Origin of the sequence: Deinococcus koreensis, assembly GCF_002901445.1 — a bacterium.
Classification (GTDB): domain Bacteria; phylum Deinococcota; class Deinococci; order Deinococcales; family Deinococcaceae; genus Deinococcus; species Deinococcus koreensis.
Map to the genome: position 1 here is coordinate 1,550,326 of NZ_PPPD01000001.1, position 24,626 is coordinate 1,574,951.

Genomic DNA, 24,626 nt, shown 5'->3' on the forward strand with positions numbered 1-24,626 from the left:
GAAGGCTCAAGGCAGAAGGCAGATGGCTCAAGATCTTCAAGCCATCTGCCTTCTGCCTTCCGCGATCCTTAGATCCTGTCCTGCAGCTTCACGTAATGGGCGTCGGTGGCGCCCGTGTACACGGCGTCGGGGCGCAGCAGGCGGTTGTCGCGGGCGTACTCCATGACCGAGGCGCACCAGCCGGAAATCCGTGCCAGGGCGAAGATCGGGGTGAAGTATTCCTTCCCTATCCCCAGGTCGGAGTACACCGTGCCCGAGTAGAAGTCCACGTTCGGGTAGATGCCCTTGGAGCCGATGCGGTCGACCACGACCTTCTCGATGGTTTCCAGGATCTGGTAGTAGTTGCTCTTGCCTTCCTTGTTCGCCACGACCTCGGCGTAGTCGCGCAGCACGCGCGAGCGGGGGTCGAAGTACTTGTAGACGCGGTGTCCCACGCCCATGATCTTCTCCTTGGCGTCCAGCTTGGCGTTGATGTAGGCCTCGGCCTTCTCGGGCACGCCGACCTCGTCGAGCATGTCCATCACGGCCTCGTTGGCGCCGCCGTGCAGGGGCCCCTTCAGGGCGCCGATGGCGCTGACCACGCAGGAGTACATGTCCGAGAGGGTCGAGGAGGTGGCGATCGCCGTGAAGGTGCTGGCGTTCATGCCGTGGTCGGCGTGCAGCACCAGCGCGATGTCGAACAGGCGGGTCTGCTCGGCGCTGGGCTCCTTGCCGGTCAGCATGTACAGGAAGTTGCCGGCGTGGGTCAGGTCGCTCCGGGGCGCCACGACCGGCTGGCCCTCGCGGCTGCGCGCGATCGCGGCGATGATGGTCGAGAACTGCGCGATCAGCCGGATGCTGATGTCGCGGCGCGCGGCCTCGCTGGTCTCCTCGGCCTGGGGGTCGAACAGGCCCAGATAGGACACGGCGGTTCGCAGCGCCTGCATGGGCGCCACCGTGCGGGGAAAACTGGCGATCTCCTCCACCAGCTTCTCGGGGATGGCGCGGTTGGCCTTCAGGTGGGCATCGAAGGCGGCCAGTTCGGCGGCGCTGGGCAGCTGGCCGTTGAGCAGCGCCAGCGACAGCTCCTCGAAGGTGCTGCTCTGTGCCCACTCCTGAATCGGGATGCCCAGGTGCGTCAGGATGCCTTCTGACCCGTTGATAAACGTCAGTTTGCTCTCGGTGAAGAGAACTCCTTCCAGGCCCTTGGCAATGTTCGTCATGTCGGGTCAGAGAATATCACCGGGGCACGCGCCGCCCGCGGCCGCTCACGTTCCTGACGGGGTGACATTGGCGATGGATGAACAGTCGCCGCGGCGATGGATGAACAGTCGCCGCCCGGCGGGCCGACCCCCCAGCCGACCCCCGCGCCGCCGCCCTAGAATGCCCCGCGATGACCCACCCGGAACCCGCCCCCGTGACCCTGGCGCTGGACACCGCCACGCCGTTCCTGACCCTGGCCCTGGCCTGGGCCGGCGGGGAGCGCGCGGTCTCGCGCGAGGTCGGGCGCGCCCACGCCGAGGAGTTGCCCGGCGCGGCGCGGGCGCTGTTCGAGCAGGCCGGGCTGCCCTTCCGAGCCCAGACCATCGTGATCGGCACCGGCCCCGGCTCGTATACCGGCGTGCGGGTGGGCGCGAGCTACGCGCTGGGGCTGGCCTCGGTGTGGGGCGCGCGGGTGCTGGGGGTCTGCACCCTGGAGGCGCTGGTGCGGGGCGACGGCCCCCAGGGCGTGTCGCTCGACGCTCGCAAGGGCAACGTGTACAGCGCGGTGTACGGCGTGCAGGGCGGCGTGGTGACCTCGGCCCTGCACGCCCCGGCCAGGCGCCCCCTGGATGAGTTCGGGGGGCTGCTGGGCGGTCTCCCCCACCACCACGACCTCGCTCCGGCCGGGCTGGCCCTGCTGCGGGCGGGACTCGCCCACGGCGCGCCGGACTGGGCGCTGGCCTACCTGTGATGGCCTGCCTGTGAGGCCCCCCCAGGCAGGGGTCAGGGAAGGGCCTCAGCATGTGAAGCATGAGTTTTTGCCAATGCAGGAAGCTTCACACTGGGGCCTTCCAGCCCCTGTGACACGCCGCTGCCCCAACGTGAGACATGAGCGTCCGGATCGGCGGCTCCTCACACGTCTCCCCCGTCTACTGCGGAGCGATGATCAAGTCGACCCCTGCCCTGCTTCCCCTCGCCCTGAGCCTGCTGCTCGCCTCCTGCGGTCAGGTGGCCCAGCCCACTGCCGCGCCCACCCCCAGCACCTCCCCGGCCGCCCAGCCCCAGCCGGCGGCGGGCGCTGGTGAGCTGAAGGCGCAGGCCGTGGCCGGCAGCACCACCCTGAGCGCCGGGCAGACCCGGCAGTTCACCGTGACGATCGGCGGCCAGCCCGCGCAGACCGGACAGCTGGTGTGGACGACCAGCAACGCCGGGGTCGCCAGCGTGACCCAGAGCGGTCTGGTCACCGCCCGGGCCGCCGGCACCGCCACGGTTCGCACCGCGATGGCCAGCAACCCCGCCGCGTTCATCGATTTCCCGATCGTCGTGCAGGCGGCCACCACGACCACGCCGCCCCCCACCACCCCGCCCAGCACGACCCCCAGCGGCACCTTCGCCCAGCGCGTGCTGGCGCTGACCAACGCCGCCCGCGCGCAGGCGCGAACCTGTGGCACCGCGTCCTACGCTGCCACCACGCCGCTGGCCTACAACGCCGCGCTGGAGAAGGCCGCCCAGGCCCACGCCGCCGACATGGCCGCCAAGAACTACTTCTCGCACACCAGCCAGGACGGCCGCAGCTTCTCGCAGCGCATCACGGCCGCCGGCTACTCCTGGACGCGCATCGCCGAGAACATCGCCGCCGGGCAGACCACTCCGGACAGCGTGGTCGCCGGCTGGCTCCAGAGCCCCGGCCACTGCGCCAACATCATGAACCCGGCCCTGAGGGAACTGGGCGTGGGCTACGCGCAGGGCGGTTCCTACGGCCACTACTGGGTGCAGGACTTCGGCACCCGGTAAGGTTCAAAGTGAAGGGCGGCCACGCTGATGTCGTGGCCGCCCTCATCTTTCGCCCCCTACAAGGTCGCGTCATCATCCATGTCCACCCTGGTGTCATACGGGATGGTGCCAGCCTCGTACATCTTCAGTGTGCAGCCACTGCCGAAAGCGTGGTGTTCGCCCGTGGCCCGCCGGACGATCAGCGGGCCACCTCCGACCAGCAGATCCTGAAAATCGGGTGTCTCCTGATGGATGACGCTGTTCACGAAGCAGACCCAGCCGTATGGTTTTTCCTGCGTGAACCCGTCGAAGATGACGACTTGCACTTTGCCATCCCAGTCCGGGATGCGTGGGACATTCCTCCGACTGACATACCGGTGAACGAGCGCCCGGGCTGCCAAAAAATCCATACGCCCAGGCTCCGCCACCACACAGTCTCCGCTACCCCAGCGCGATCCGGAAGCCGCGCAGCTCATAGCCCTTGATGACCTCGTTGTAGGTCATGGTCGGCTCGCGCACGATCCGCAGGTCGTTCCAGATCAGCAATCTCCGCAGCAGCGCGTCGGTCTCGCGGATCGCCAGGAAGGCGCCGGGGCAGCGGTGGTGGCCGTCGCCGAAGGACAGCATGGGCGCCTGCACCCCGCGCGGCAGGGCGCGGCCGGGGCACAGCTGGCCCGCGTCCTCGCCCGCCACGGCCGGATCGCTGTTGGTGTTCTGGATGTTCAGCGCCAGCACGCTGCCCTGCGGGATGAGCTGATCCCCGACCATAAGGTCGCTCACCGTGCGCCGATAGAGGGTGTTCACGACCGGCTCCAGCCGCAGGATCTCGTGCAGGATGGCGTGGCGCTCGCCCTCCGTGCCGTGCACGTAGTCGGCACGCAGTTCCGGATGCCTGAGCAGGTGCCACACCGCCACCGAGATGAACTCGCGGGTGGTGACCATGCCGGCCGTGCCGTAGGTCAGGCACTCGGTCAGGATTTCCAGGTCGCTGTACTCCTTGTCGATCAGGTGGCTGATCAGGTCGTCGCGGCGCTCCCTGCGGCGGGCTTGGATGGCGGGCCTCACGTCCAGCGTGTAGAACAGCGGGACATCCACCAGCTGGTGCAGCTTCGCCAGGGGCGTCTGGGTGTTGGGAGCGCCCGGCTCACTGTCGCCCTCGCCCTCGACGAAAGCCATCACGCGGCGCTGGAGGCCGGGCAGGACGCTGTCGGTCAGGCCCACCACCTGAGCGGCCACCTGCACGGCCAGCGTCAGGCTCAGCTCGTCGAGATCGAGTTCGCCCCGCACGGCGAGTCTGCCCACCAACTGGTCGGCCAGCCGGGCGATGAAGGGCTGGTACGCCGCCACCGAGGTCGGCGTGAAGTAGCGCGCGGTGTCGCGGCGCATCTCGTGGTGCTCCTCGCCCTCGGCGTACAGCACCGGCTGGTGCCTGAGGGCACTGAGCTGGGTCACCATGTCGGCGCCGAAGCCGGCCTGCACCAAGCCCTCGGAGCGCAGCACCTCGCGGGCCACCTTGAAGTCGTGCACGCGGTAGATGTCGCGCTCGTCCTGCGCTATGGGCGCGCCCGGGGGGGTGGCGACCTCGGGCCGGCGGGTCAGCGAGACGGCGCCGTGGGGAAACGGGCACCGGCCCTGGGAGGTCGGGCCGGTGGCGGACTGGCTTTCTGGGATGGCGCTGGTCATGGGGTCTCCTTGGGGGCAAGGTCGGTGGGCAGGGCGCTCTGGCTCAGCGAGGCGAGGCGTTCGAGGCCGGCGGTCAACGGCTCCAGCCCCGGCCCGAGCGCCTGCAGTGACGGCTGAACCAGGGTGGTCACGGTCTGCAGTGCGGCGTCCCAGAGGCTCTGCCCGGACAGCGTGACCTCCAGGCGGCGCGAGCGGGCATTCGCCGGATCGGTGGTACGGGTGATGGCCTGCAGCCCCGTCAGGCGGTCGAGAATGCGGGTCATCTCGTAGCGGGGCACGTCCAGCACGCGCGCCAGCTCGCCCGGCGAGGTCGGGGCGCCCTGCACATAACTCAGGGCAATGAAGGCCCGCAGGTCGAGCCCGTGCAGGCGCAGCAGTTCGCCGTTCACACGGCCCGACAGGCCCTGCCACACCGCCCAGTAGGCGTTCAGGAAGCGCAGGGGCTGGGAGCTGGGCAGCTGGGGGCTGGGCGGCTGGGCACTGGGATCGGGCGGTCGCCCTGAGCGTGGATCGGCAGATGGAGGCACCGTTGCAGTATGCAACTGTCGGGCCGGGACGCCTGCCCCCGGCCGCAGCCCGGTGGGGGCACGGCGCCGCGCTTCCCGCCTACACTGGAGGCTCAGGAGGACATATGACGGCTCCCCGCGCTGCTCTCCCCGCCGGCCTCTTCGCCCCGGACATCCTGGCCGATCCCTACCCCATGTACGCCGACCTGCGCGCCCGGAGCGGCGCCTTCTGGCAGGCGCACCCGCAGGGCGAGGGCGGCATGTGGATGTTCACCCGCCACGCGGACGTGGAACAGGTGCTGAAAGACACGCGGCTGACCAAGGACGCCAGCAGGGTGCGCGACGTGGGCGCCCAGGCCATGCCCGGCCACATGCTCGACCGCGACCCGCCGGACCATACCCGGATGCGGAAGCTGGTGGCCCACGCCTTCACGCCGCGCGTGATCGAGGAGCAGGAGGGGCACATCCGCGACATCGCCCGCACGCTGCTGGAACAGGTGGCGCCGGGCGAGCCCTTCGAGGCCATGACGGGCTACGCCATGCCCCTGCCGGTGATCGTGATCGCGGAGCTGCTGGGCGTGCCCCCGGAAGACCGCGAGCTGTTCCGCCGCTGGTCCGGCGACTTCATCGACGGCGGCGACTTCGCCACCGCCACGCCGGAGTCGGCGGCGCGGGCGCAGCAGGGGATCATGGCGCTGGGGCAGTATTTCGGCGAACTGGTCGAGACACGCCGCGCCCAGCCCAGGGACGACCTGATCAGCCACCTCGTGCGCGCCGAGGACGAACTGGGCGCCCTGCGGCCCGGCGAGCTGGTGTCGAACTGCCTGCTGCTGGTCATCGCCGGGCACGAGACGACCGTGAACCTGATCGGCAACGGCCTGAAGGCCCTGCTCGACCACCCGCAGGAGCTGGAGCGCCTGCGCGCCCAGCCCGCGCTGATGCCCGGCGCCATCGAGGAGATGCTGCGCTACGACCCGCCCGTGCAGCGCGCCCTGTTCCGCGCCGCGCTGGAGGACGTCGAGATCGGCGGCCAGCACGTGGGGCAGGGCGAGCAGGTCAGCGCCATCATCGGGGCTGCCAACCGCGACCCGGCCGCCTTCGTAGAGCCCGACCGCTTCGACATCGGGCGCAGCCCCAACCGCCACCTCTCGTTCGGGCGCGGCCTGCACTTCTGCCTGGGCGCCCCGCTGGCGAAGCTGGAAGCCCGCGTGGCCTTCGAGGAAGTCCTGAAGGTGTTTCCGCGGATGGAGCTGAAGTCGTTCACCCGCCGCCCGAGCACGATGTTCAGGGGGCTGGGGGAGTTGTGGGTGGAGTCGGGTTGAGCCCAGAAGGGGAGGAGGGAAGCGCCTGAAGTGATCGCCTCCCCCTCCGCTTCCCGTGGCCCTCCTGTGGAGCTTTACCAGCGGCCGGTCAGCATCATGAACGATGGCAGTACCAGCGCGCCGAAGACCACGGCCAACGTGTAGAAGCCGGTGATCTGCTGCAAGGACTTTCCAAAGGCCAGCACGGCGGCGAACAGCACGAACAGCACGCCGTAGCTGAGAGACATGGCCGCCAGCCGTCCATCGGCAGCCAGGACGTTGAAGGCGAACAGCACGCACACGATGGCGCCGAAGATCGAGTAATAGCCCGCCGTGGCCGCCGAGTAGCCCCACACCAGTGCCGCCCCGACCAGCAGGTACACGATGGCGAAGGTGCCGACCAGCACTGCCGCGAAGGTGGCTCCGCCCTTGGGATCGGAGGTGAAGATGAAGAACGCGGCCAGGATACCCAGCACACCGGCGATCAGGTTCATGGGGCCGACATCCTTACCCTCCAGCCGGCCCAGCAGGAACAGCGCGTTGATGAACAGCACGGCGGCATACAGCATGAGCGCGATCGGAACCATGTCAGAGTCTCCTTGTGTCTGTAGGGCACGGAGCTACAGGGCGGTTCCCGGGCCATGACAAGACCGGGGAACTCGTCGGCCAGCGGGCAGCTGGTCTGCACACATCCAGAGTCTGGCCCGGACGCGAACCTGACCAGAGTTACAATTTGAGGCTTCTGTACGTTATGACACAGTTGGTTGGAAGCACGTTGGTCGGGGCAAGCCCCTCCGCCCCAGCCTGCGCCCGGGGATCGACAGCCGAGGAGGCATCAGGGCTGCCCAGTCACCCTCTCGGATGGCCGCACCGAACCCCTCTCATACCCGTTTACAGCGGCATATTTCCGTGCTTCTTGTACGGCCGAGCCTCTTCCTTGTCCTTCAGCATGGCAAAGGTCTGGATCAACCTCGCCCGCGTCTCCTCCATCGGGATCACGTCGTCGATGTAGCCCTTGGCGGCGGCGATGTAGGGATTGTCGAAGGTCTCCTTGTAGTGCGCGACCAGTTCCGCGCGGGTGGCGGCCGGGTTCTGGGACTCCTTGATCTCCTTGCGGTACACGATGTTCGCGGCCCCCTCGGCGCCCATCACGGCCACGGCGGCGGTGGGCCAGGCGTACACCACGTCGGCGCCCATGTCGCGGGAGTTCATGGCGAGGTACGCGCCGCCGTAGCTCTTGCGGGTGATCAGCGTGACCTTGGGCACCGTGGCCTCGGCGTAGGCGTACAGCATCTTGGCGCCGTGGCGGATGATCCCGCCGTATTCCTGGGCGGTGCCGGGCAGGAACCCGGTCACGTCCACCAGGGTCAGCAGGGGGATGTTGTAGCAGTCGCAGGTGCGGATGAAGCGCGCGGCCTTGTCGGAGGCGTCGATGTTCAGCGTGCCCGCCATCTGCTTGGGGTTGTTGGCGACGATACCCACCGGCTCGCCGTTCAGGTGCGCGAAGCCCACGATGATGTTCCTGGCCCAGTCGGGCTGGATTTCCAGGAACTCGCCGCTGTCGATCAGCTCGTGGATGACGTCGTGCATGGCGTAGGGCTTGCGCTGATCCGGCGTGACGAGTTCCAGCAGGCGGTCGTTGCGGCGGCTCGCGGGGTCGCTGCACTCGCGGGTCGGCGGCTTCTCGCGGGCGTTCTGCGGCAGGTATTTCAGCAGGTCGCGGATGCCCTGCAGCACGGCCTCGTCGCCGTCATAGGCGAGGTGGGCCACCCCGGACTTGCGGGTGTGCACGTCGGCGCCGCCCAGGGTGTCGAAGGTGACGTCTTCGCGGGTCACGCTCTTGATAACTTCCGGGCCAGTGATGAACATGTAGGAACTGCCCCGGCTCATCAGCACGAAATCGGTCAGGGCGGGCGAGTACACCGCGCCGCCCGCACACGGCCCCAGGATGGCGCTGATCTGCGGCACCGAGCCCGAGTAGATGGCGTTGCGGTAGAAGATCTCGCCGTAGCCGGAGAGCGAGTCCACGCCCTCCTGAATGCGCGCCCCGGCCGAGTCGTTCAGCCCGATCACCGGGCAACCGGTCTTGGCGGCGAGATCCATGATCTTGGTGACCTTCATGGCGTTGCGCTTGCCCAGGGAACCGCCCAGCACGGTGAAATCCTGGGAGAACACGAAGACCTGCCGGCCGCCGATGGTGCCCGAGCCGGTGACCACGCCCTCGCCGGGGGCCTCCACGCCGTCCATCAGGCGGTTGCGGGCGTGCTGGACGAAGGTGCTCATCTCCAGAAAAGAGCCGGGGTCGAGCAGCTTGTCGATGCGCTCGCGGGCGGTCAGCTTGCCGCCCTCGCGCTGCTTGCGCTGCCGATCCTCGCCGCCGCCGAGTTCCACCTTGGTGCGGCGCTGTTCCATGGCCGCGATCAGTTCCTGAAGCTCTACGCTGGGCTGGGTCATGCCCCACTGTAGCGAAAAGGGCGCCGCTGCCAAACGCTCGTTTGGTCAGCGGCGTGACCCGCTTGGAGACAACCCTCAGCGCGCCGGCATGGCGCCCAGCAGCGCCCGGGCCTGTTCGGCCACCGCCGCGTCGGCCAGCAGCACGTACTGGTCGGCGCGCATCCCGCCGATGGACGTGAAATCGCGCCGTCCGCCCGACATGGCGTAGCCCACCAGACTCCAGGCCAGACCGGTGATGGCGCCCATCACGATGCCGTAGCCGATGGCGTACAGCAGATTGCCGCCGCCCAGCCCCAGCAGCCCGAACAGCAGCCCCACGAACAGCCCGATGCCCATGCCCTGGCCGAAGCCCAGGGAGGCGGCGCGCCCCCAGTCCAGGCGGCCCGTGACCTGCTCGATGGTCTTCAGGCCCTCGCCCACGATGGCCATGCGCTCCACCGGGAAGCGCTGGTCGCTCAGGTAGTCCATGGCCCGCTGCGCCTCCGGGTAGGTGGCGTAGGTCGCCACGCTCACGCGGGCGGACTGGTCGGGAATCAGGGCGGCGCGGGGGTCGGGCTGGGTCATGGGGTCACGTCCTTTGCTCCAGCGTAGGCAGCGCCGCCGCCGGTCGTCTGAGGAGAGGGTTGAAGGGTCTTTAAAGCAGTCGTCCGAACTCCAGCGTCCGGCAAAGAGCGTCCGACGCTTCCCTTCTGTGCCCAGCAGCCTGACCGGTTCCCTGTGCCCGGTGAACTTCGCTCGTGGCGCCCGGCCAGAGCGGACATCTCTTCATGGCCGACGCTTCAGCGCCCCGCCTCCACCACGATCCCCTCCGCCTCGCTCATGCGGACGATGTTCGCCAGGGTGTGGATGGGCACGTTCAGGTCGGCGAGTTTGGCGCGGCCCTCCTCGAACTGCTTTTCCACCACGCAGCCCAGGCCCAGCAGCGTGGCCCCGCTCTGGGCGATGATCCCCGACAGCGCCCGCAGCGTGCCGCCCGAGGCCAGGAAGTCGTCGATGACCACCACCCGGTCGCCCGCGCCCAGGAACTCGGACGAGATGAACAGGTCGACCGTGCCGCCCTTGGTGCGGCTGACCGACTGGGCCGTAAACGCGGGCTCCTTCATGGTCAGCGGCTTCTTCTTGCGGGCGTACACCATCGGCACGCCCAGTTCCATGGCCGCCGAGATGGCCGGCGCGATGCCGCTGACCTCGATGGTCAGCACCTTGTTGGGGGCCAGCGGCCTGAAGCGCGCGGCGAACTGCTGCCCCATCTCGCGCGTCAGGTGGGGCAGCAGTTGATGGTTGACCAGCCCGTCGACCTTCAGGAAACCGCCGGGAAGGATGACGCCCTGCTCGCGGATGGCCTGCACCAGAGACTCCATGGGGGCGAGTGTAGCGGGAGAGACGCGCCCTGGACTGAGGAGTGGGCTCTGGACCCTGAAAGGGATCAGTTTCATACCTCATAGCCCATAGCCCAAAGCTCATAGCCATCTGCCATCCGCCATCCGCCATCTGCCATCCTCCCCCCATGCCCGACCTCCCCGACCTGACCCCGGCCGAACTGGACGCCTTCACCCGCCTCTATGGCCTGCAGGGGCCGCTGGAGCGGCTGCCGTCGGTGGGCATCGTGAACCGGGTCTACGCGGGGACACTCCGGGGGGCGCGGGTCGTGCTGCGGGTGCCCATGCCGGGCGACCACGACGACACGCTGACCGAGAGCGCCGCCGTGCCCGCCGCCTTCCAGGCCGGCATCCGCACGCCCGAACTGCTGATCTTCGACGACGAGCGCCGTGTGGTCGACGCGCCCGTGACCGTCTATGCCTTCGCCGAGGGCCGCAGTCTGGAGGGCTACGGCTGGGCCCCCGGCGACCGGCGCCTGACCCGTGCCTGGAGGGAGGCCGGGCGTGAGCTGGCGGCGCTGCACGCGGGCGTGACGGCCGCGCCCGATCCGCACGGGCGGCTGGAGGTGATCGCGCCCGTGAACACCGGGCGCACCCTCCAGCGGGTGACCCAGGGTGGCCACCTGGCCCGGCAGGAGGCCGAGTGGGCGACCTGCACGGTGGCCCGGCTGCTGCAGGAGAATCCTCCCCCCACCACCCCCGCCTTCCTGCACAACGACCTGCACGCCGGCAACCTGATGGTGACGGAGGGCGGCGAGGTCACGGCGCTGATCGACTGGGGCGACGCCGGCTGGGGCGACCCGGTGCTCGACCTGTGTTACGCCGGGCCGCTCGCCGCGCCCGATCTGCTGCGCGGCTACGAGGACGTGACCGGGCTGGACGGCGGCGCCCGGCTGCGCCTGCTGGCCTACCTGCTGAACGACGCCACCCGCCGCCTGACCACGCCCCCGAACCCGGACGCCCCGCAGCTGTGGTACACCCACCCCGGCACGGCCCTGACGCAGCTCCTGCGCGTGGCACCGCAATTCCCCCAGTGGGCAGCGGAGCTGGGGCGCTGAGCTTTCCACACGACCTGCCCGCCGAGTCATGATGTTCCCCATGAAGCCTGCCCTTCTGGCCCCCGCCCTGAGCCTGCTGCTGGGCGCCGCCCAGGCCGAGCGCGTGGAGCTGGCCGGCACCAGCCTGAGCCTGGAGGTGCCGGCCGGCTTCACGAAGATGCCGCAGGACATCATCGACCTGAAGTACTCGCGGGGCCGGCCGCCGAGCACGGTCTATTCCACGCCGGGGCCGAGCTGGGCGGTGAACATCGCCTTCGACCGCCGCGACGTGGCCGTGAAACCCGAGCAGCTGAAGGAGATTCAGGGCGTGCTGGAGAAGTCCGTGCAGGGCGTCGCCGGCCTCCGCTGGGTGAAGCGCGGCCTGCAGACCAGCCACGGGCGCCCGTGGGTCGTCCTGCAGTTCTGGGTGCAGGGCCTGGACACGACCATCTACAACGATCTGCGCGCCACTTCCGACGGCGGGAAGCTGCTGCTCGTGACCGCGAACGTGACCAGGGAGCTGTATCCGCAGTACGTCCGAAGTCTGTCGGCCGCGATGGACAGTCTGAAATGAGGCTCTGGGCTTTGAGCTGTGAGCTGTGAGCTCTGAGCGAAACTTCTTTGTCAGAGCCCACAGCTCAGAGCTCACAGCCCCTCGCCCCTGACCCCTACAGCTCGTTGATCTCCGGGCGGAAGCCCACCTCGCGGATGTACTTCAGGTATTCGGCCTCGCTCAGCGCCGCCTTCTTCCCGCTCAGGGCCACGAACATCGCCTCCAGCACGTTGGTGGCGAAGTTGCGGCTGCCGATGCGGGGCGTGGTGGTGATCAGGCGGGCCACGCCGCGCTCCTTCATCCAGGTTCGGTCGGCCCCCGTGATGGTCTGGGTCAGGATGGTCTTGCCCTTCAGGTCGCCTGGGGCGTAGCGCTTGGCGTAGTGGGTGTCTCCGGCGATCACGTCGGCCCAGGCGTAGTACCTGGTGCCCTTGCCGGCCACGGAGGTCTCCTGCTTGGCGCCGGTCGGGTAGAACCAGTCCTGCGGCAGCTTGGTGATCACCGGCAGCACCAGTTTCGCCACCCGGCGCAGCGCGGAGATCGAGCGCAGCGGGATGTCCAGGTTCAGCCCGAACACGATGTCGCCGTACACGACGTCCGCGCCGTGCTGCGCGAGGGCCTCGGCCATGCCGAAGCGGTCGACCGCCGAGACCATCAGCACCTTGCGGGCACGCCAGCCCAGCACCGGGTCGAGCTGCGCAATGGCGTCGCGCTCCAGCGTGTTTTTCAGGCCGGAGCCGTCCAGCACGGGCGTGACTTTCGCGTGGGCGACCAGCTTCTGCACGTTGCCGAAGAGGTAGCGCCGGCCGTCGGCGATCACGTACAGGTCGGCGCCGCCCAGCCCGAAGGCGTCGATGCGGCCGTCCAGCGCCTGGAAGAGAGAGGCCGCCTTCTTCGCGTCGGCGTCGGTGCCGATCCGCTCCAGGATGAAGGGCTGGCCCAGCAGCGTGATCTCCTCGCGGGCGTTGCGCTTCGAGCTGCCCAGGCTGACGCTGACGACGTGTTTGTAGCCGGCGGGGGCGGGCTGCCAGCCGCTCAGGGGATCGGTCATATGGGGGGCATTCTAGTCGCCCCCGCCTCGTCCGCTCAGGCGGGGCGTTCCGGGGGGGGGCCCTCGGTGAGCCCCACCAGCCACTGGAAGAGCTGGATGAACGCCAGCGCCAGCGCTGGCAGCCCGGCCAGCATCATGATCCAGCCCGAGAGCTGCTGGTTGTCCAGCGGGGTCAGGTTCCACAGGCACAGGGCGTTCACGTAGGGCGTGTACAGCACGCGCGGCGAGTACAGCCACACGGCGGCCACGCTCATCATGGGCAGGGCGGCGAGCAGGCCGAACCAGCCGCGCGAGCCGATCGAGGCCGGTTGCACGGCGCTCAGGGGCCGCAGGATCACCGCCCAGACGAGCAGGCTGCTCAGCAGGTAGAGCGCCGGCAGCAGCGCCCCGGCCGTGTTGGCGACGATGCTGGCGTTGAAGCCGGCGGGCACGTTCCAGTACACGATCACCGCCGTCCAGACCGCCAGCGCCAGCCAGGGATCGAGGAGCACGCCCAGCACGCGGCCCAGTCCACGCCGCGCGTCCAGCGCCACGCCACGCGGCACGCCCAGCACGAGCAGCGGCGGCACGATCTCGGCCAGCATCATCAGGCGGCCCATGTACAGCGCCATGGAACTCTGGGTCAGGGTGGCGGCACGGCTCTGGGTGGTCAGCAGCAGGAGCACCATGCCCAGGCCGAACAGCACGGCCCGCCAGACCGGCCAGCGCTCCCGGCCCTGCGGGCTGCGGCGGGCCTGCACGAAGCGCCAGCCGTACCACGCGCTCGCCAGGATCATCAGCGCCAGGGGCAGCGGCTGGGGGTTCAGGGCCAGCAGGTCAGCCAGCGTGGGGTTCAGGTTGACGGCGCCAGGCAGGCTCATGGGGTGGGGGTCTCCAGGACGTAGCGCACGTCGGCCAGCACGCGCTCCACCTGCGGAAGCTGGGTGTAGTCCCAGAGCACGCGAACCCTGCCGGCGCGGTCGATCAGATAGGTGGCGGTGGTGTGGTTGATCTGGTACCCGGCGCCCTTCACGTCCACCTTCTGGTAGGCGACCCCGTAGGCCCGGGCGACTTCGCCCAGCGCCGGCTCGGGAATCCGCACGCCGGTGCCGCTGCCGAAGAAGGGCACGTACCCGGCCAGCCGCTCCGGCGTGTCGCGGGCCGGATCGACGCTGACCAGCACGATATCGAGTTGCTTCTTCTCCTCAGGGCTCAGGCGGTCGCGCACCTTGTTCAGGTACGAGAGGGTCAGCGGGCAGATGTTCGCGCAGTGCGTGAAGCCGAAGAACAGCGCGGTGGCCCTGCCCCCCTGCCCCGGCGTGAAGGCGTAGGGCCGCCCCGTGTGTGCCACGCCCTGAAACCCGCTGGCCCGCACCCCCTGGGAGGCCGTGCCGTAGAAGGGGTATGGGCTCTGCCAGCGCGCGAAGGCCCAGACGGAGAGCAGCAGCAGCGTCACCCCGGCCAGCGCCAGCAGCGCCGAGGCGTACCAGGGCCGGGCCGTGGGCCCAGGAAAAGCGGGCGCGGCGTCGGTCGGCTCAGGCGCGGTCACCTGCGGCCGGGTCAGCTCAGGCCCTGTCAGCTCAGGCCCTGTCAGCTCAGGCCCTGTCAGCTCAGGCCCGGTCATCTCAGGGCTTCCTGACGGCGGCGCTGAGCACCAGACGGCGGCCGTCGGTGGAGTGGAGGGTCACGCTGATCGTCTCGCCCGGCTTCAGCGGCCGCTTCAGGCCCATCAGCATGATGTGGGCGCCCAGGTCGCCCAGCACCAGGTGCCCGCGGGCGGGCACGGTCAGGGTTCGGGCCGCTTCCATGCCGGTCATGGTGCCGGTGGTGACCGTATTCATCAGCATGGCGTGGGCGGCCAGCGGGGCGGTGGCGCTCCTCAGGACGACCGGCCGGGCGCTGGTGTTGGTCAGGGTGCCGAACACGCTGGTCTCCCCGGTGCCCGGCGGCACCGCCACCACCCAGGCACCCGTGGCGCGCAGGGGCAGGGCCGGGGGCTGAGGAGGACGGGCCTGCGCGGGGGACACCCGTAGCGGGGTCGCCTGCCGGGCCGACGCCGACCAGCCAGGGACAGCCCAGCCCACACCGATCCAGCCCAGACCGACCCAGCCCAGCACCCAGCCACCCAGCACCGAGCCACCCAGCGCCGCGCTGACCAGCAGGGGCAGCAGCTTCGGGCGGAGGTGGGGGGCATGGGGCATCGGGACGACTCCTCGGGAGGGCGGGGCGACAGGCAAGGCCGCGACGGCCTGACCTCCAGGCCCGCAGTCTAGGCGCCTGCGCCGGCCCGATTGTCCCCACCATCCGGCCGGCTCCAGACTGATGGAACCATTTCCAGCGCACGGGGTATCCTGACGGTGTCCATGCGTAAACCCACCATTCAGGATGTGGCACGTCAGGCTGGCGTCGGCGTCGGCACTGTTTCACGGGTGCTGAACAACCACACGGCCGTCAAGGGCCTGACCCGCGAGACCGTGCTGCGTGCCATCGCCGAGCTGGACTACACGCCCAACCCACACGCCCGGCGCATCGCGGGCGGCAAGAGCTATACCATCTCCGTGCTGCTGCCGGTGCTGACCACCGAGTTCTACGCCCGGCTGCTGGACGGCCTGGAAACCGCCTTTCAGGAGGCGCGCTACGACGTGGCGATCTTCCCGCTGCTCGACCGCTCGCGGCTGGAGCGCTACCTGGGCTCGCACACCCTGGCCTACCAGGCCGACGGGCTGGTCATGGCGACCTACAACCTGACCCAGATGTTCCACGAACGCCGCCTGCGGACCCAGCAGCCCACCGTGCTGGTCGACGCCTACGCCGACAACGTGGACTGCTCGTTCATGGACAACGTGGTCGGCGGGCAGCTGGCGGGCGAGTACGCCGCCACCTTCTCCGGCGCGCTGTACGCCGTGTGGGTCGAAACGGAGCTGGATCAGCTGTTCACCACCCGCGTCTTCGAGGATCGCCGCGCCGGCTTCACCCAGGCCGTGCAAGACGCCGGACGCTGCGTGCAGGCCGAGTACACCTCCAGCTTCGATACCCTCGCCGCGCGCAACACCGCCGCCGCCCTGCTCGACGCCGCCCAGGCCGACCCGGCGGGGCTGCCCTGCACGGTCTTCGCCTCGGCCGACCTGCTGGCCGGCGCCCTGCTCGACGAGGTGCGCGTGCGCAGCCTGACCCCCGGACAGGACGTGCGGATCATCGGCTTCGACGATCAGCCCTGGGCCGCGAGCCGGGGCCTGACCACCCTGCACCAGCCGGTCGAGAGCATGGGCTACGAGGCGGCGCAGCTCCTGCTCTCGCGCCTGGGCGGCTTTAAGGGCCCGGCCCGTGCCCGGCGCTTCGAGCCCAGATTGATCATCCGCGACACGGCCTGAAGAGGTCTAACAGTCGAACCGTCGAACGGTCGAACAGAGCCGGCGCCCCTCTGCGCCAGTGGCCGCTCGTCGACCCTTTGACTCTTAAACCCAGCCCTTCCTAAAGATCGGGGGGCTTGCCAGGGCTTTGGGACGAGGCTTACAGTGCAGCATGTCACGTGACATGCTCCGCGAATCCGGACGGGCCCAGCGGCCGCCCGCCGGCCTGACGCCCCGCCAGTGGGACGTCCTGCGAACCGCCCTGAGCTGCCAGCCCGACGAGGTGGTCAGCGCGTCGGTGCTGGCCGAGACCCTGGGGCTGGCCCGCCAGAACCTGCGCGAGCACCTGCTGGCGCTGCAGGCGGCGGGCTGGCTGGAATACCACGCCCGGCCGCGTCAGGCGGCGCTGATCATGCTCAGCTCACGGGCCCGCGCGCTGCGGGGAGGCCCGGCGCCCGCGCCCCAGGGCTTCCCACTGCTGGGCGAGGTCGCCGCCGGCCCGCCCACCCTGGCCGAGCAGCAGGTGGAAGGGCTGATTACCCGTCTGGATGACCTGCTGACCATGCGCGACGGTGATTTCCTGCTGCGCGTGCGCGGCGAGAGCATGACCGGCCTGGGCATCTTCCCCGGCGACGTGGTGGTGATCCGCCCCGCCGAGGTGGCGCAGAACGGCGACCTGGCGCTGGTGCTCATTCCCGGCGAGGAGGCGGCCACCCTGAAACGCTGGCAACGGCGCGGCACGGCGGTCACGCTGCACAGCGAGAACCCGACCTTCGAGCCCCTGCGCTACGCACTGGCCGAGGTGCGCGTGCAGGGCCTGCTGGTGGGCCATGTGGGCAGCGTGGACGCCCGGAGGCAGCGGGCATGAGCGCGGGCACCGTCCAGACCGCGGCCCTGGTGCTGGAGCCCTTCGCGCTGTGGGCCGCCGGACGCGGCCTCCCGGAGGGGGTGCCCCTGATCGTGACCGAGGGGGGCCGGGTGCGCCACGCCGACGATCTCGCGCAGGCGGCGGGTATCACGCCAGGGATGCGCGTCTCGGGCGCCCTCTCGCGGCTGCCCACCCTGCACGCGGTTCCCTTCAGCGCGCCGCAGGTCGCCGCCGCCTGGACGCAGGTCGTGCAGGATCTGCCCGCCTTCAGCCCACGCGTGGAGCCGCTGGGCGTGGGCCGCGCCCTGCTGACCCTGCGCCCCCCGCTGGGAGCGCAGCTCGCGGCCGCGCTGCAGGGCCGGGTGGGCCTGGCCCCGACCCGCGAACTGGCGCTGCTGGCCGCCCTGAGCGCCCGGCCCGGCACCGCCACCGTCGTGCGTCCTGGCGAGGAGGACGACTTCCGGGGCGCCCTGCCGCTCTCTGCCCTGCTGGGCATCGGCCTGAGCCCCGCGCTGGCCGAGCGCCTGGGCTGGCTGGGCCTGCGCACGGTGGGCGACCTGCTGCGCTGGAGCCGCGCCCAGCAGGCCGCGTTTCTGGGCGCCGAGGACGCCCTGCTGCGCCCCTACCTGCACGGCGCGAAGTCCGGAGGGGTCGCGCAGGCCACCCAGGAGCGCACCGTTCAGGCCACCCTGAACTTCAGCGAGCCGCTGTACGAGCCGCGCGACCTGGAACCCGCCGCCGCCGAGCTGGCCCAGACCCTGCTGGCCGCGCTCGCTGGGCGCCGCGCCGGCCGCGTGACCCTGCGCGCCCAGGTCGCCGGCCTGAGCCTGAGCGCCACGCGCGAGGTCAAGGAGGACGTGCGGGAGCCCTCCTGCCTGCGCCGCGCCCTCCTGAGCGCCCTGCACGACAGCGGCGCCGCCCGCCACGGCATCGAGGGCCTGGAGGTCACGCTGGGCGCGCTGGAACGCCCGGCCGTACAGGGCGACCTGTGGGGCCGCGCCCAGGCCCGGGACGCCGCCGCGCAGGCCGAGGCCCGCTTTCCCGGCACCACGCGGCGCGTGCAGTGGATGAACATCTTCAGTCTGGCCCCCACCGCCGCCTTCCAGTGGGTGCGCGTGGCCGATGCCCAGGCCGCGCCGGTTCCGGCTGGCGCGGAGCCCACCCGGAAGGCGACCCCCTCTCCCCCGCCCAGGGTGACGGCGTAACCCCATGCGCGTGGTCAGCGAGCCGGTGCAGGTGCAGGTGCGCGGGGGAACCCCCCAGGCGCTGCTCTGGCGATCCCGCCGCTACGCCGTACGCAGCGTGCTGGACGAGTGGCGCGCCGCCGGCCGCTGGTGGCTCCACGAGGCCCCGCGCGACTACTGGCTGCTCGACACCCCCGCCCTGACCGCCGAGGTCTACCGCACGAGAACACAGACCGGCTTCACGTGGATGTTGTCGAGAATCGCGGATTAGGGAGGGGGTCAGGCGAGGTTTAGATGAATTGAAACGTGAAATGAGCCGGCACCCCTTCCTCCCGAAAAGCACGACTCCGACCTCCCCACCAGGAACGTAAAGAGCCGAAGCGTCCCACTCCTCATCTCCAACGAAAGCCATCGTGCGCGCAGCGCGCGGGCAACGACGCGCTACTGCAACAGGCAAGTCCGCAGCCCTCGCCAACGAAGCCACGACGCAGAGCCGGTGAAGAGACCGTGGCGACCACATGCCGAGCGCAGCGCCTCGCTCCCCCGTCCCCCCTGGGGATGGGGGCTGGGGGGTGGGGAAGCCCGCGGCCGGCGCCCCCCTTCCAACCCTCCCGACCCAGCCCCCATGAGCGACCCCCGACCCCGCCTGAACACCCTGCTGGACGTGCGCTCCTACTTCACGCCCGGCGGCGGCGTGTGCAGCCCGACCACGCTGATGCGCGAGGCCGCCCGCCGGGGCTTCTCCGGCCTGGGCCTGAGCGACGACACGGGCACGGCCGGCTCGGTGGAACTGTGGCGGGCCGCGCGGGCCCAGAGCCGCAGACCGGTGATCGGCACGGCGCTGCGGGTGAGTTTCCCCGCCGGCACTTTTCCCCTCCGTCTGCTGGCCGGCAGCCGGGAGGGCTTCGCCGGCATCAACGAGCTGCTGACCCTGGCGCTGGCCCGCGAGGGCCGGGCCGTCACGCTGGCCGAGCTGCTGGCCCACGCGCCGGACGTGTTCCTGCTGACCGGCGGGCGCGACTCCTTCCCGGCGCAGCTCCTGGCCCAGCGGCGCATGGGCGAGGTGCTGGGCCTGCTGGACACCCTGCGGGGCGCGTTCCCCGGCCGGCTGTTCGTGCAGCTCTTCCACGGCGGCTATCCGGGCGACGGCCGGCGGGCGCGCGCGCTGTGGCTGCTGGCCCGCGAGGCCCGGCTCCCTTCGGTGGCCGCCCCGCTGGTGCAGCTGGCCCGCCCCGCCCAGTTCCCCCTGCTGGACGCGCTGTGCTGCGCCCGGCTGGGCATCGACCTGAACACGCCGCACCCGGAGCGCCCCCGCAACGACTCGGCGGCGCTGCGCACGCCCCTGGCCTGGGGCCGCCTGCTGCCCTTCCCGGACGCGCTGGCGAACGCCGACCGGCTGGCCGCCGAGTGCCGCCTGGAGCTGCTGGAGGGGGGCTTTTCCGTGCCGCCCCCGCACCTGCCGCCGGGCGTGGAGGCGCACGCCCACCTGCGGGAGCGCTGCCTGCGGGAGCTGCCCCGGCTCTACCCCACGCCCCAGGGGCAGCACACCGCGCGGGAGCGGCTGGAACACGAGCTGGCGGTGGTCGAGCAGCATGGGCTGGCGGGCTTTTTCCTGGTGGCCGCCGAGGTCACCGACTACTGCCGGGGCGAGGGCATCCTGGCGGCCGGGCGGGGCAGCGCGGCAGCCTCGGTGCTGTGCTACCTGCTGGGGGTCACGAACGCCGACCCGCTGCAGCACGACCTGCTGTTCGAGCGCTTCCTGCACACCGGGCAGACCCTGATGCCCGACGTGGACATCGACATCGCCTCCCACCGGCGGCGCGAGGTGCTGAGCTGGGTTGAGGAAAGATTCAGAGGGGGCGGCAGCGGCGAGGCGATGGTCGCCAACCGCATCACCTACCGCCTGCCGGGCGCGGTGCAGGATCTGGGCCGCGCGCTGGGCCTGCCGCCCGAGTGGCGCGACCGCCTGACCCGCTCGCTGGGCCGCGACTTCCGGCACCTGCCGCCCCACGAGGCCCATAAAGCGGCGCCCGCCTTCGACGAGGTGCTGGGCGAGGCCCCGGTGCGCGCCACGCTGCTGGAGCTGCTGCACCTGATCGAGCCGGGCTTCGTGCGCCACCTCGCGCCGCATTCGGGCGGGGTGGTGCTCAGCGCGCGGCCCCTGACCCGTTACTCACCGCTGACGACTTCCTCCGGCGGCATCCGCATGCTGCTGCTGGACAAGGACGACGCCGAGGACGCCGGCCTGATCAAGCTCGACCTGCTGGGCCTGCGCACCCTGTCGGCGCTGGAGCGCGCCCGCGAGGAGGTCGTGCGGCTGGGTGGGCCGTACCTGGATTTCGGCGCGCTGCCCGACGAACCGCGCGTGTGGCGGCGCATCGCGCAGGGGGACACGCTGGGCATCTTCCAGATCGAGAGCCCCGGTCAGACGCGCCTGAGCACCCAGCTGCGCGCCCGCAATCGCCTGGAGCTGGCCCACCAGATCGCGCTGTTCCGCCCCGGCCCGATCCAGTCGAACACGGTTCACCCGTATATCCGCCGGGCACGCGGGCAGGAGGCGGTGCCCCCCCTGATGGAGCCGCTGGACTCGCTGCTGCGCGCCACCCACGGCGTGATTCTCTTTCAGGAACAGATCCTGCGGATCGCGCACCACTTCGCGGGGCTGTCCTGGCTGGAGGCCGAGCGCCTGCGCAAAGCGCTGGGCAAGACCCGGCCAGGCACGCCCGAGCGCGATCAGCTCCGCCGCGCCTTCGTGCTGGGCGCCGCGCAGACCGTGGGGGCCTTCCCCTTCGAGTCCGAGGAGGTGTTCGAGTGGTGCGCCGCCTTCCAGGGCTTTGGCTTCGCGGAGAGCCACGCCCACGCCTTCGCCTTCCACACCTACGCCTCGGCCTGGGTGCGCGAGCACTGGCCCGCGCCGTATCTGGCAGGCCTGCTGGGCGAGGCGCCGGGGATGTGGCCCGCCGCCACGCTGGCCCAGGAGGCCGGGCGCTGGGGCGTGCGGCTGCGCCCCCTGTGCATCAACGCCTCGCACCTGCGCCCGCGCGCCGAGGACGCCCGCCACGTGCGCGTGGCCCTGGGCGGCGTGACCGGGCTCAGCGAGGACGAGGCCCGGCGAATCGTGCTCGCGCGCCATCTGGACGGCCCGTACCGCGACCTCGCCGACCTGCACGCCCGCGTGGAACTCCCCCGCGGCGCGCTGGATGCCCTGGCCCAGGCCGGCGCCTTCGACACGCTGCACGCCCGCCGCGAGGCCATCTACCGCGCCGGGGTGCTGGCCAACGCCCTGCCCGCCGGCCAGCGGCCCCTGCTGCAGCCGGTGGGCGAGCCCCCCACCTTTCCTCCTTTAAGCGACACCGAGCGCCTGGAGTGGGATCACCGCCGCAAGGGGTATTCGGAAGGCGGCCTGCACCCCATGACCCTGCTGCGCGGCGCGCTGAACGACCTGGGCTGCACCCCGCTGGCGCGCGTCCGGGCGGGCCGCACCCTCACGGCGGGCCTGATCATCTCGCGCCAGCGGCCCCCCACGGCGCGCGGCTACGCCTTCTTCGTCATCGAGGACGGCCCCTGCCGCGCGCAGGTGGTCATCCACCCCGAGCTGTGGGAGGCGCACCGGCAACTGCTGCGCGACGCCCGCGCCCTGATCGTGACCGGAGACGCGGTGCGGGGGGGCCTGCACCTGACCCTGCGCGCCGAGGCGCTGGCCGAGGTGGAGACGCCCTACCGCGAGCGCGGCTACGAGTACGCCTGAGGCCCCGCCGCGCGCTTACACTGCCCTCATGTTCATGAACGCGCTCCTGGCCTTCATCCCCATCAGCCTGCTGCTGAAATACGCCTTTCAGGCACCGCCGCTGTGGGTGTTCGCCACGGCCGTGCTGGCGATCGTGCCGCTGGCCGACTGGCTCCGCAAGGCGACCGAGCATGTGGCGGTGCACGCCGGGCCGACCATCGGCGGGCTGCTGAACGTGACCTTCGGGAACATGGCCGAGCTGATCATCGCCATCTTCATCCTGATCGGCGGCAACACGCAGGTCGTCAAGGCGCAGATCACCGGCTCGATCATCGGGAACGCGCTGCTGGGGCTGGGGCTGGCGATCGTGGTGGCGGGTTTTGCCAACAAGGGCGCGCGGCAGAAGTTCAACGCCGCCAACGCCGGGCAGCTGTCCGCCATGCTGTTCCTGACGGTCATCACCCTGACCCTGCCCGCCATCTTCGACTACACCGAGCAGCTGCCGGGCTTCGCCGCCTCCTCGGCCGACCGCGCCAACCTCGACGAGCGCCTGAGCCTGGGCGTGGCGGTCATCCTGATCGTGGTCTACCTGCTGAACCTCGTGTACACGCTGGTCACGCACAAGGACGTCTTCGCGGTCGAGGAAGGCCACGGGCACGGCCCGGAGAAGCCCTGGACGCTGCCGGTCGCGCTGGGCGTGCTGCTGGGCGGCACCGCGCTGATCGCCCTGGAATCCGAGATGCTCTCGGGCGCGCTGGAGGCCACCGCGAGCACCCTGGGCCTCAGCGAGTTCTTCCTGGGAATCATCGTGCTGGCGGTCGTGGGGAACTTCGCCGAGTACATCGCGGCCATGTATTTCGCGCGGCGCGGGCAGATGGATCTGGCGGTCAACATCGGCATCGGGGCGACCGTGCAGGTGGCGCTGCTCACGGCGCCGCTGCTGGTCATCATCGGCTATTTCCTGGGCCACCCCATGAACCTGGTGTTCAGCTCGCCGCTGGAACTCATCGCCATCATCGCGGTGGCGCTGATCGTGACCAGCGTGACCAAGGACGGCGAGACGACCTGGTTCGAGGGCGTGCTGCTGCTCGCGGTGTACCTCGCGCTGGCGCTGGCCTTCTTCTACGTCACGCCGCGCGGGGACGAGCCGGAGGCCGCGCTGCACCTGTTCAGGGCGCTGACGGGCTGAGCCGGTCGTCGTCCGCTTCGTCTGCCACGTCATCGTCTGGCGCGTCGTCGTCTGGCGCGTCGGCGATGGCCTGCAGCGCAGGGCGCAGGGCGGGCAGCTCGACCGTCGCGGTCTGCCACACCAGCGCCGGCTCGATGCCGAAATAGTCATGCGCCACGAGGTTCCGGATGTCGCGCAGCAGCGCCCAGGGCACCTCCGGGTGGGTGTCCTGTACGGACTGGGGGATGAACTTGGTGGTCTCGCCCAGCCGGGTGAGCAGGTGCAGGGCGGCGTCCTGCGTGCGCTCGTCGCGCTGGAAGGTGGTCAGGCTCAGGCCGGCGGTGTGCCCGGCGAGCCGGTCGAGGATGGCGAGCAGCCCCACGACCCGCCAGCGCCAGCGTTTGCGGCGGTGCGTGCTGGGCGGCGGCGTGGGCACGGCCAGCACGTCCACCGCGTCCTCCAGAATCTCGCTCCGCAGCGGCGGGCGCAGGGCCGCCTGGGTCACCACGTCCACCCGGCGCTCCAGCAGGTCTTCGAAGACCTCACGGGCGCGCATCAGCCCGAGCAGGCCGCGCGCCGGGCCGGGAGAAAACTCGATCAGCAGGTCGATGTCGGAGGCCATAGTCGCCTCGCCCCGCGCCACCGAGCCGAAGACCCACACCCGCGCCACGCCCACCGCCTGCCAGCGGGCCTGCCCCTGACGGATCAGGGCGGCGATGGTCGGCAGGCGGATGTCCGGGAAGAGGGACGGAGCCGGTTCGGGCTGGGGCGGCGGGGTCACGGCAGAAGCATAGGGCGCGCGGCCCGTATGCTGGGCAGGTGATCGTCGCCATTGGACACGACCTGATCGAGATCGAGCGCATCCGTGGCCTGCTGGCGCGCGAGGGAAGGCGCGCCGAGAAGCTGTTCGCACCGGGCGAGCTGGCCTACTGCGCCCGCCTGGCCGATCCCGCCCCCAGCTTCGCCGCCCGCTTCGCCGCCAAGGAGGCCTTCCAGAAGGTCTGGCCGCGCCCGCACCGCTGGCAGGACGTCTGGGTCGAGCGCGAGCGCACCCCGGGCGGCCCCTTTCCCTTCGCCCCCCCGGTGCTGGGCTTCGTGCCCGAGATCGCCGCCGAGATGGCCCGCCACGGCTGGGTCGCCCACCTGACCCTGACGCACACCAAGGAACACGCCTCGGCCGTGGTGGTGCTGGAGGCGAGGTGAGGGGATGAGGTTCCTGGGGGGTGGCGGCATGAACCCCTCTGCTTCGCAGCTCTGCAAGTCAGTCCGTGGATGGAAGTAGGCGGGCTCGTCGCTGAGCCGCCCCCTCACCCCAGCCCTCTCCCACGAGGGGAGAGGGAGCAAAAAACGAAGCGTCCCACCCTGCCCCTCTGCTTCGCAGCTCTCCGAGCCTGGGGGATGGGCTGGGGTGAGGGCTGCCCGCCGCCGGCG

The 24,626-nt window shown here is 70.7% G+C and carries 25 protein-coding genes; 12 read left to right on the forward strand and 13 right to left on the reverse strand.

The features are described from left to right. Window positions 1-68 precede the first annotated feature (68 nt). On the reverse strand, window positions 69-1,202 hold the full coding sequence (locus CVO96_RS07385) for a citrate/2-methylcitrate synthase (RefSeq protein ID WP_103311671.1): 1,134 nt from the start codon (window positions 1,200-1,202) through the stop codon (window positions 69-71). A 170-nt stretch (window positions 1,203-1,372) separates the two neighbouring features. Here CVO96_RS07385 and tsaB point away from each other — a divergent pair, with 170 nt between their 5' ends. After that, complete coding sequence (tsaB, locus tag CVO96_RS07390) at window positions 1,373-1,933, forward strand: tRNA (adenosine(37)-N6)-threonylcarbamoyltransferase complex dimerization subunit type 1 TsaB (protein WP_103311672.1); 561 nt, start codon at window positions 1,373-1,375, stop codon at window positions 1,931-1,933. A 191-nt stretch (window positions 1,934-2,124) separates the two neighbouring features. Continuing rightward, entirely contained in the window at window positions 2,125-2,976 is an 852-nt protein-coding gene (locus tag CVO96_RS07395; RefSeq protein WP_165795232.1) for a CAP domain-containing protein, read from the forward strand. A gap of 56 nt (window positions 2,977-3,032) precedes the next feature. Here CVO96_RS07395 and CVO96_RS21045 read toward each other — a convergent pair whose 3' ends face one another. The 3 genes from CVO96_RS21045 to CVO96_RS07410 all read right to left on the reverse strand — a co-directional run bounded on the left by CVO96_RS21045 (window position 3,033) and on the right by CVO96_RS07410 (window position 5,165). Beyond that, a complete protein-coding gene (locus CVO96_RS21045; RefSeq protein WP_103311674.1) occupies window positions 3,033-3,281 on the reverse strand; it encodes a YrhB domain-containing protein in 249 nt (82 codons plus the stop codon). Window positions 3,282-3,396: 115 nt separating this feature from the next. Next, window positions 3,397-4,638, reverse strand: coding sequence for a cytochrome P450 (locus CVO96_RS07405; RefSeq protein ID WP_103311675.1), 1,242 nt, complete (start codon window positions 4,636-4,638; stop codon window positions 3,397-3,399). Next, window positions 4,635-5,165 (reverse strand): MarR family winged helix-turn-helix transcriptional regulator, encoded by a 531-nt coding sequence (locus CVO96_RS07410; RefSeq protein WP_165795233.1) that lies wholly within the window; start codon window positions 5,163-5,165, stop codon window positions 4,635-4,637. Before CVO96_RS07410 ends, CVO96_RS07405 begins: the two co-directional genes overlap by 4 nt. Window positions 5,166-5,269: 104 nt before the next feature. Here CVO96_RS07410 and CVO96_RS07415 point away from each other — a divergent pair, with 104 nt between their 5' ends. After that, window positions 5,270-6,466, forward strand: coding sequence for a cytochrome P450 (locus tag CVO96_RS07415; RefSeq protein ID WP_103311677.1), 1,197 nt, complete (start codon window positions 5,270-5,272; stop codon window positions 6,464-6,466). A gap of 74 nt (window positions 6,467-6,540) precedes the next feature. Here the strand turns inward: CVO96_RS07415 and CVO96_RS07420 are convergent, their stop codons facing one another. From CVO96_RS07420 to xpt, 4 genes are all read right to left on the reverse strand, one after another. After that, window positions 6,541-7,032: an AmiS/UreI family transporter gene (locus CVO96_RS07420; RefSeq protein ID WP_103311678.1), complete on the reverse strand. Its 492-nt coding sequence runs from the start codon at window positions 7,030-7,032 to the stop codon at window positions 6,541-6,543. A gap of 304 nt (window positions 7,033-7,336) precedes the next feature. Next, window positions 7,337-8,899: an acyl-CoA carboxylase subunit beta gene (locus CVO96_RS07425; protein WP_103311679.1), complete on the reverse strand. Its 1,563-nt coding sequence runs from the start codon at window positions 8,897-8,899 to the stop codon at window positions 7,337-7,339. Window positions 8,900-8,974: 75 nt separating this feature from the next. Continuing rightward, the gene (locus CVO96_RS07430) at window positions 8,975-9,463 is read right to left on the reverse strand and encodes a YflT domain-containing protein (protein WP_103311680.1); all 489 of its coding nucleotides are present in this window, start codon (window positions 9,461-9,463) and stop codon (window positions 8,975-8,977) included. A 215-nt stretch (window positions 9,464-9,678) separates the two neighbouring features. Next, window positions 9,679-10,260, reverse strand: a complete 582-nt coding sequence (gene xpt / locus CVO96_RS07435; protein ID WP_103311681.1) for a xanthine phosphoribosyltransferase — start codon at window positions 10,258-10,260, stop codon at window positions 9,679-9,681. 146 nt (window positions 10,261-10,406) lie between these two features. Here xpt and CVO96_RS07440 point away from each other — a divergent pair, with 146 nt between their 5' ends. Next, window positions 10,407-11,336 carry a phosphotransferase family protein gene (locus CVO96_RS07440; RefSeq protein ID WP_103311682.1) on the forward strand — a complete coding sequence of 310 codons (930 nt, stop codon included), beginning with the start codon at window positions 10,407-10,409 and terminating at the stop codon, window positions 11,334-11,336. 40 nt (window positions 11,337-11,376) lie between these two features. Further along, window positions 11,377-11,889, forward strand: coding sequence for a hypothetical protein (locus tag CVO96_RS07445; protein WP_103311683.1), 513 nt, complete (start codon window positions 11,377-11,379; stop codon window positions 11,887-11,889). A 94-nt stretch (window positions 11,890-11,983) separates the two neighbouring features. Here the strand turns inward: CVO96_RS07445 and CVO96_RS07450 are convergent, their stop codons facing one another. The 4 genes from CVO96_RS07450 to CVO96_RS07465 all read right to left on the reverse strand — a co-directional run bounded on the left by CVO96_RS07450 (window position 11,984) and on the right by CVO96_RS07465 (window position 15,099). Next, the gene (locus CVO96_RS07450; protein ID WP_165795234.1) at window positions 11,984-12,919 is read right to left on the reverse strand and encodes a quinate 5-dehydrogenase; all 936 of its coding nucleotides are present in this window, start codon (window positions 12,917-12,919) and stop codon (window positions 11,984-11,986) included. A 35-nt stretch (window positions 12,920-12,954) separates the two neighbouring features. Further along, window positions 12,955-13,779: a cytochrome c oxidase assembly protein gene (locus tag CVO96_RS07455; RefSeq protein WP_103311684.1), complete on the reverse strand. Its 825-nt coding sequence runs from the start codon at window positions 13,777-13,779 to the stop codon at window positions 12,955-12,957. Further along, the gene (locus CVO96_RS07460; RefSeq protein WP_243398208.1) at window positions 13,776-14,447 is read right to left on the reverse strand and encodes an SCO family protein; all 672 of its coding nucleotides are present in this window, start codon (window positions 14,445-14,447) and stop codon (window positions 13,776-13,778) included. The genes CVO96_RS07455 and CVO96_RS07460 overlap by 4 nt, the downstream gene beginning before the upstream one ends. Before the next feature lie 76 nt (window positions 14,448-14,523). Then, window positions 14,524-15,099 carry a copper chaperone PCu(A)C gene (locus CVO96_RS07465; RefSeq protein ID WP_103311686.1) on the reverse strand — a complete coding sequence of 192 codons (576 nt, stop codon included), beginning with the start codon at window positions 15,097-15,099 and terminating at the stop codon, window positions 14,524-14,526. A gap of 162 nt (window positions 15,100-15,261) precedes the next feature. Here CVO96_RS07465 and CVO96_RS07470 point away from each other — a divergent pair, with 162 nt between their 5' ends. The 6 genes from CVO96_RS07470 (at window position 15,262) to cax (ending at window position 23,216) form a co-directional block, all read left to right on the forward strand. Beyond that, on the forward strand, window positions 15,262-16,269 hold the full coding sequence (locus tag CVO96_RS07470; RefSeq protein ID WP_103311687.1) for a LacI family DNA-binding transcriptional regulator: 1,008 nt from the start codon (window positions 15,262-15,264) through the stop codon (window positions 16,267-16,269). A 151-nt stretch (window positions 16,270-16,420) separates the two neighbouring features. Then, the gene (lexA, locus tag CVO96_RS07475) at window positions 16,421-17,116 is read left to right on the forward strand and encodes a transcriptional repressor LexA (protein WP_103311688.1); all 696 of its coding nucleotides are present in this window, start codon (window positions 16,421-16,423) and stop codon (window positions 17,114-17,116) included. Then, window positions 17,113-18,321 (forward strand): Y-family DNA polymerase, encoded by a 1,209-nt coding sequence (locus CVO96_RS07480; RefSeq protein ID WP_103311689.1) that lies wholly within the window; start codon window positions 17,113-17,115, stop codon window positions 18,319-18,321. The genes lexA and CVO96_RS07480 overlap by 4 nt, the downstream gene beginning before the upstream one ends. Before the next feature lie 4 nt (window positions 18,322-18,325). Next, window positions 18,326-18,571, forward strand: coding sequence for a DUF6504 family protein (locus CVO96_RS07485; RefSeq protein WP_103311690.1), 246 nt, complete (start codon window positions 18,326-18,328; stop codon window positions 18,569-18,571). Window positions 18,572-18,925: 354 nt separating this feature from the next. Beyond that, complete coding sequence (gene dnaE / locus CVO96_RS07490; protein ID WP_103311691.1) at window positions 18,926-22,048, forward strand: DNA polymerase III subunit alpha; 3,123 nt, start codon at window positions 18,926-18,928, stop codon at window positions 22,046-22,048. A gap of 28 nt (window positions 22,049-22,076) precedes the next feature. Beyond that, the gene (gene cax / locus CVO96_RS07495; protein ID WP_103311692.1) at window positions 22,077-23,216 is read left to right on the forward strand and encodes a calcium/proton exchanger; all 1,140 of its coding nucleotides are present in this window, start codon (window positions 22,077-22,079) and stop codon (window positions 23,214-23,216) included. On the opposite strand, the gene CVO96_RS07500 is transcribed toward cax, so the two are convergent. Next, entirely contained in the window at window positions 23,197-23,976 is a 780-nt protein-coding gene (locus CVO96_RS07500; RefSeq protein WP_103311693.1) for a HepT-like ribonuclease domain-containing protein, read from the reverse strand. The two genes, cax and CVO96_RS07500, sit on opposite strands and share 20 nt — an antisense overlap. 38 nt (window positions 23,977-24,014) lie before the next feature. On the opposite strand from CVO96_RS07500, the gene CVO96_RS07505 reads away from it, so the two are divergent. Continuing rightward, a complete protein-coding gene (locus tag CVO96_RS07505) occupies window positions 24,015-24,398 on the forward strand; it encodes a 4'-phosphopantetheinyl transferase superfamily protein (RefSeq protein WP_103311694.1) in 384 nt (127 codons plus the stop codon). The last annotated feature ends 228 nt before the right edge of the window (window positions 24,399-24,626 follow it).

Coding starts and splice junctions, on each gene's coding strand:
- CVO96_RS07385 (WP_103311671.1), bottom strand. CDS start 1,202: ATGACGAACATTGCCAAGGGCCTGGAAGGAGTTCTCTTCACCGAGAGC.
- tsaB (WP_103311672.1), top strand. CDS start 1,373: ATGACCCACCCGGAACCCGCCCCCGTGACCCTGGCGCTGGACACCGCC.
- CVO96_RS07395 (WP_165795232.1), top strand. CDS start 2,125: ATGATCAAGTCGACCCCTGCCCTGCTTCCCCTCGCCCTGAGCCTGCTG.
- CVO96_RS07405 (WP_103311675.1), bottom strand. CDS start 4,638: ATGACCAGCGCCATCCCAGAAAGCCAGTCCGCCACCGGCCCGACCTCC.
- CVO96_RS07415 (WP_103311677.1), top strand. CDS start 5,270: ATGACGGCTCCCCGCGCTGCTCTCCCCGCCGGCCTCTTCGCCCCGGAC.
- CVO96_RS07420 (WP_103311678.1), bottom strand. CDS start 7,032: ATGGTTCCGATCGCGCTCATGCTGTATGCCGCCGTGCTGTTCATCAAC.
- CVO96_RS07425 (WP_103311679.1), bottom strand. CDS start 8,899: ATGACCCAGCCCAGCGTAGAGCTTCAGGAACTGATCGCGGCCATGGAA.
- CVO96_RS07430 (WP_103311680.1), bottom strand. CDS start 9,463: ATGACCCAGCCCGACCCCCGCGCCGCCCTGATTCCCGACCAGTCCGCC.
- xpt (WP_103311681.1), bottom strand. CDS start 10,260: ATGGAGTCTCTGGTGCAGGCCATCCGCGAGCAGGGCGTCATCCTTCCC.
- CVO96_RS07440 (WP_103311682.1), top strand. CDS start 10,407: ATGCCCGACCTCCCCGACCTGACCCCGGCCGAACTGGACGCCTTCACC.
- CVO96_RS07445 (WP_103311683.1), top strand. CDS start 11,377: ATGAAGCCTGCCCTTCTGGCCCCCGCCCTGAGCCTGCTGCTGGGCGCC.
- CVO96_RS07450 (WP_165795234.1), bottom strand. CDS start 12,919: ATGACCGATCCCCTGAGCGGCTGGCAGCCCGCCCCCGCCGGCTACAAA.
- CVO96_RS07455 (WP_103311684.1), bottom strand. CDS start 13,779: ATGAGCCTGCCTGGCGCCGTCAACCTGAACCCCACGCTGGCTGACCTG.
- CVO96_RS07465 (WP_103311686.1), bottom strand. CDS start 15,099: ATGCCCCATGCCCCCCACCTCCGCCCGAAGCTGCTGCCCCTGCTGGTC.
- CVO96_RS07470 (WP_103311687.1), top strand. CDS start 15,262: ATGCGTAAACCCACCATTCAGGATGTGGCACGTCAGGCTGGCGTCGGC.
- lexA (WP_103311688.1), top strand. CDS start 16,421: ATGTCACGTGACATGCTCCGCGAATCCGGACGGGCCCAGCGGCCGCCC.
- CVO96_RS07480 (WP_103311689.1), top strand. CDS start 17,113: ATGAGCGCGGGCACCGTCCAGACCGCGGCCCTGGTGCTGGAGCCCTTC.
- CVO96_RS07485 (WP_103311690.1), top strand. CDS start 18,326: ATGCGCGTGGTCAGCGAGCCGGTGCAGGTGCAGGTGCGCGGGGGAACC.
- dnaE (WP_103311691.1), top strand. CDS start 18,926: ATGAGCGACCCCCGACCCCGCCTGAACACCCTGCTGGACGTGCGCTCC.
- cax (WP_103311692.1), top strand. CDS start 22,077: ATGTTCATGAACGCGCTCCTGGCCTTCATCCCCATCAGCCTGCTGCTG.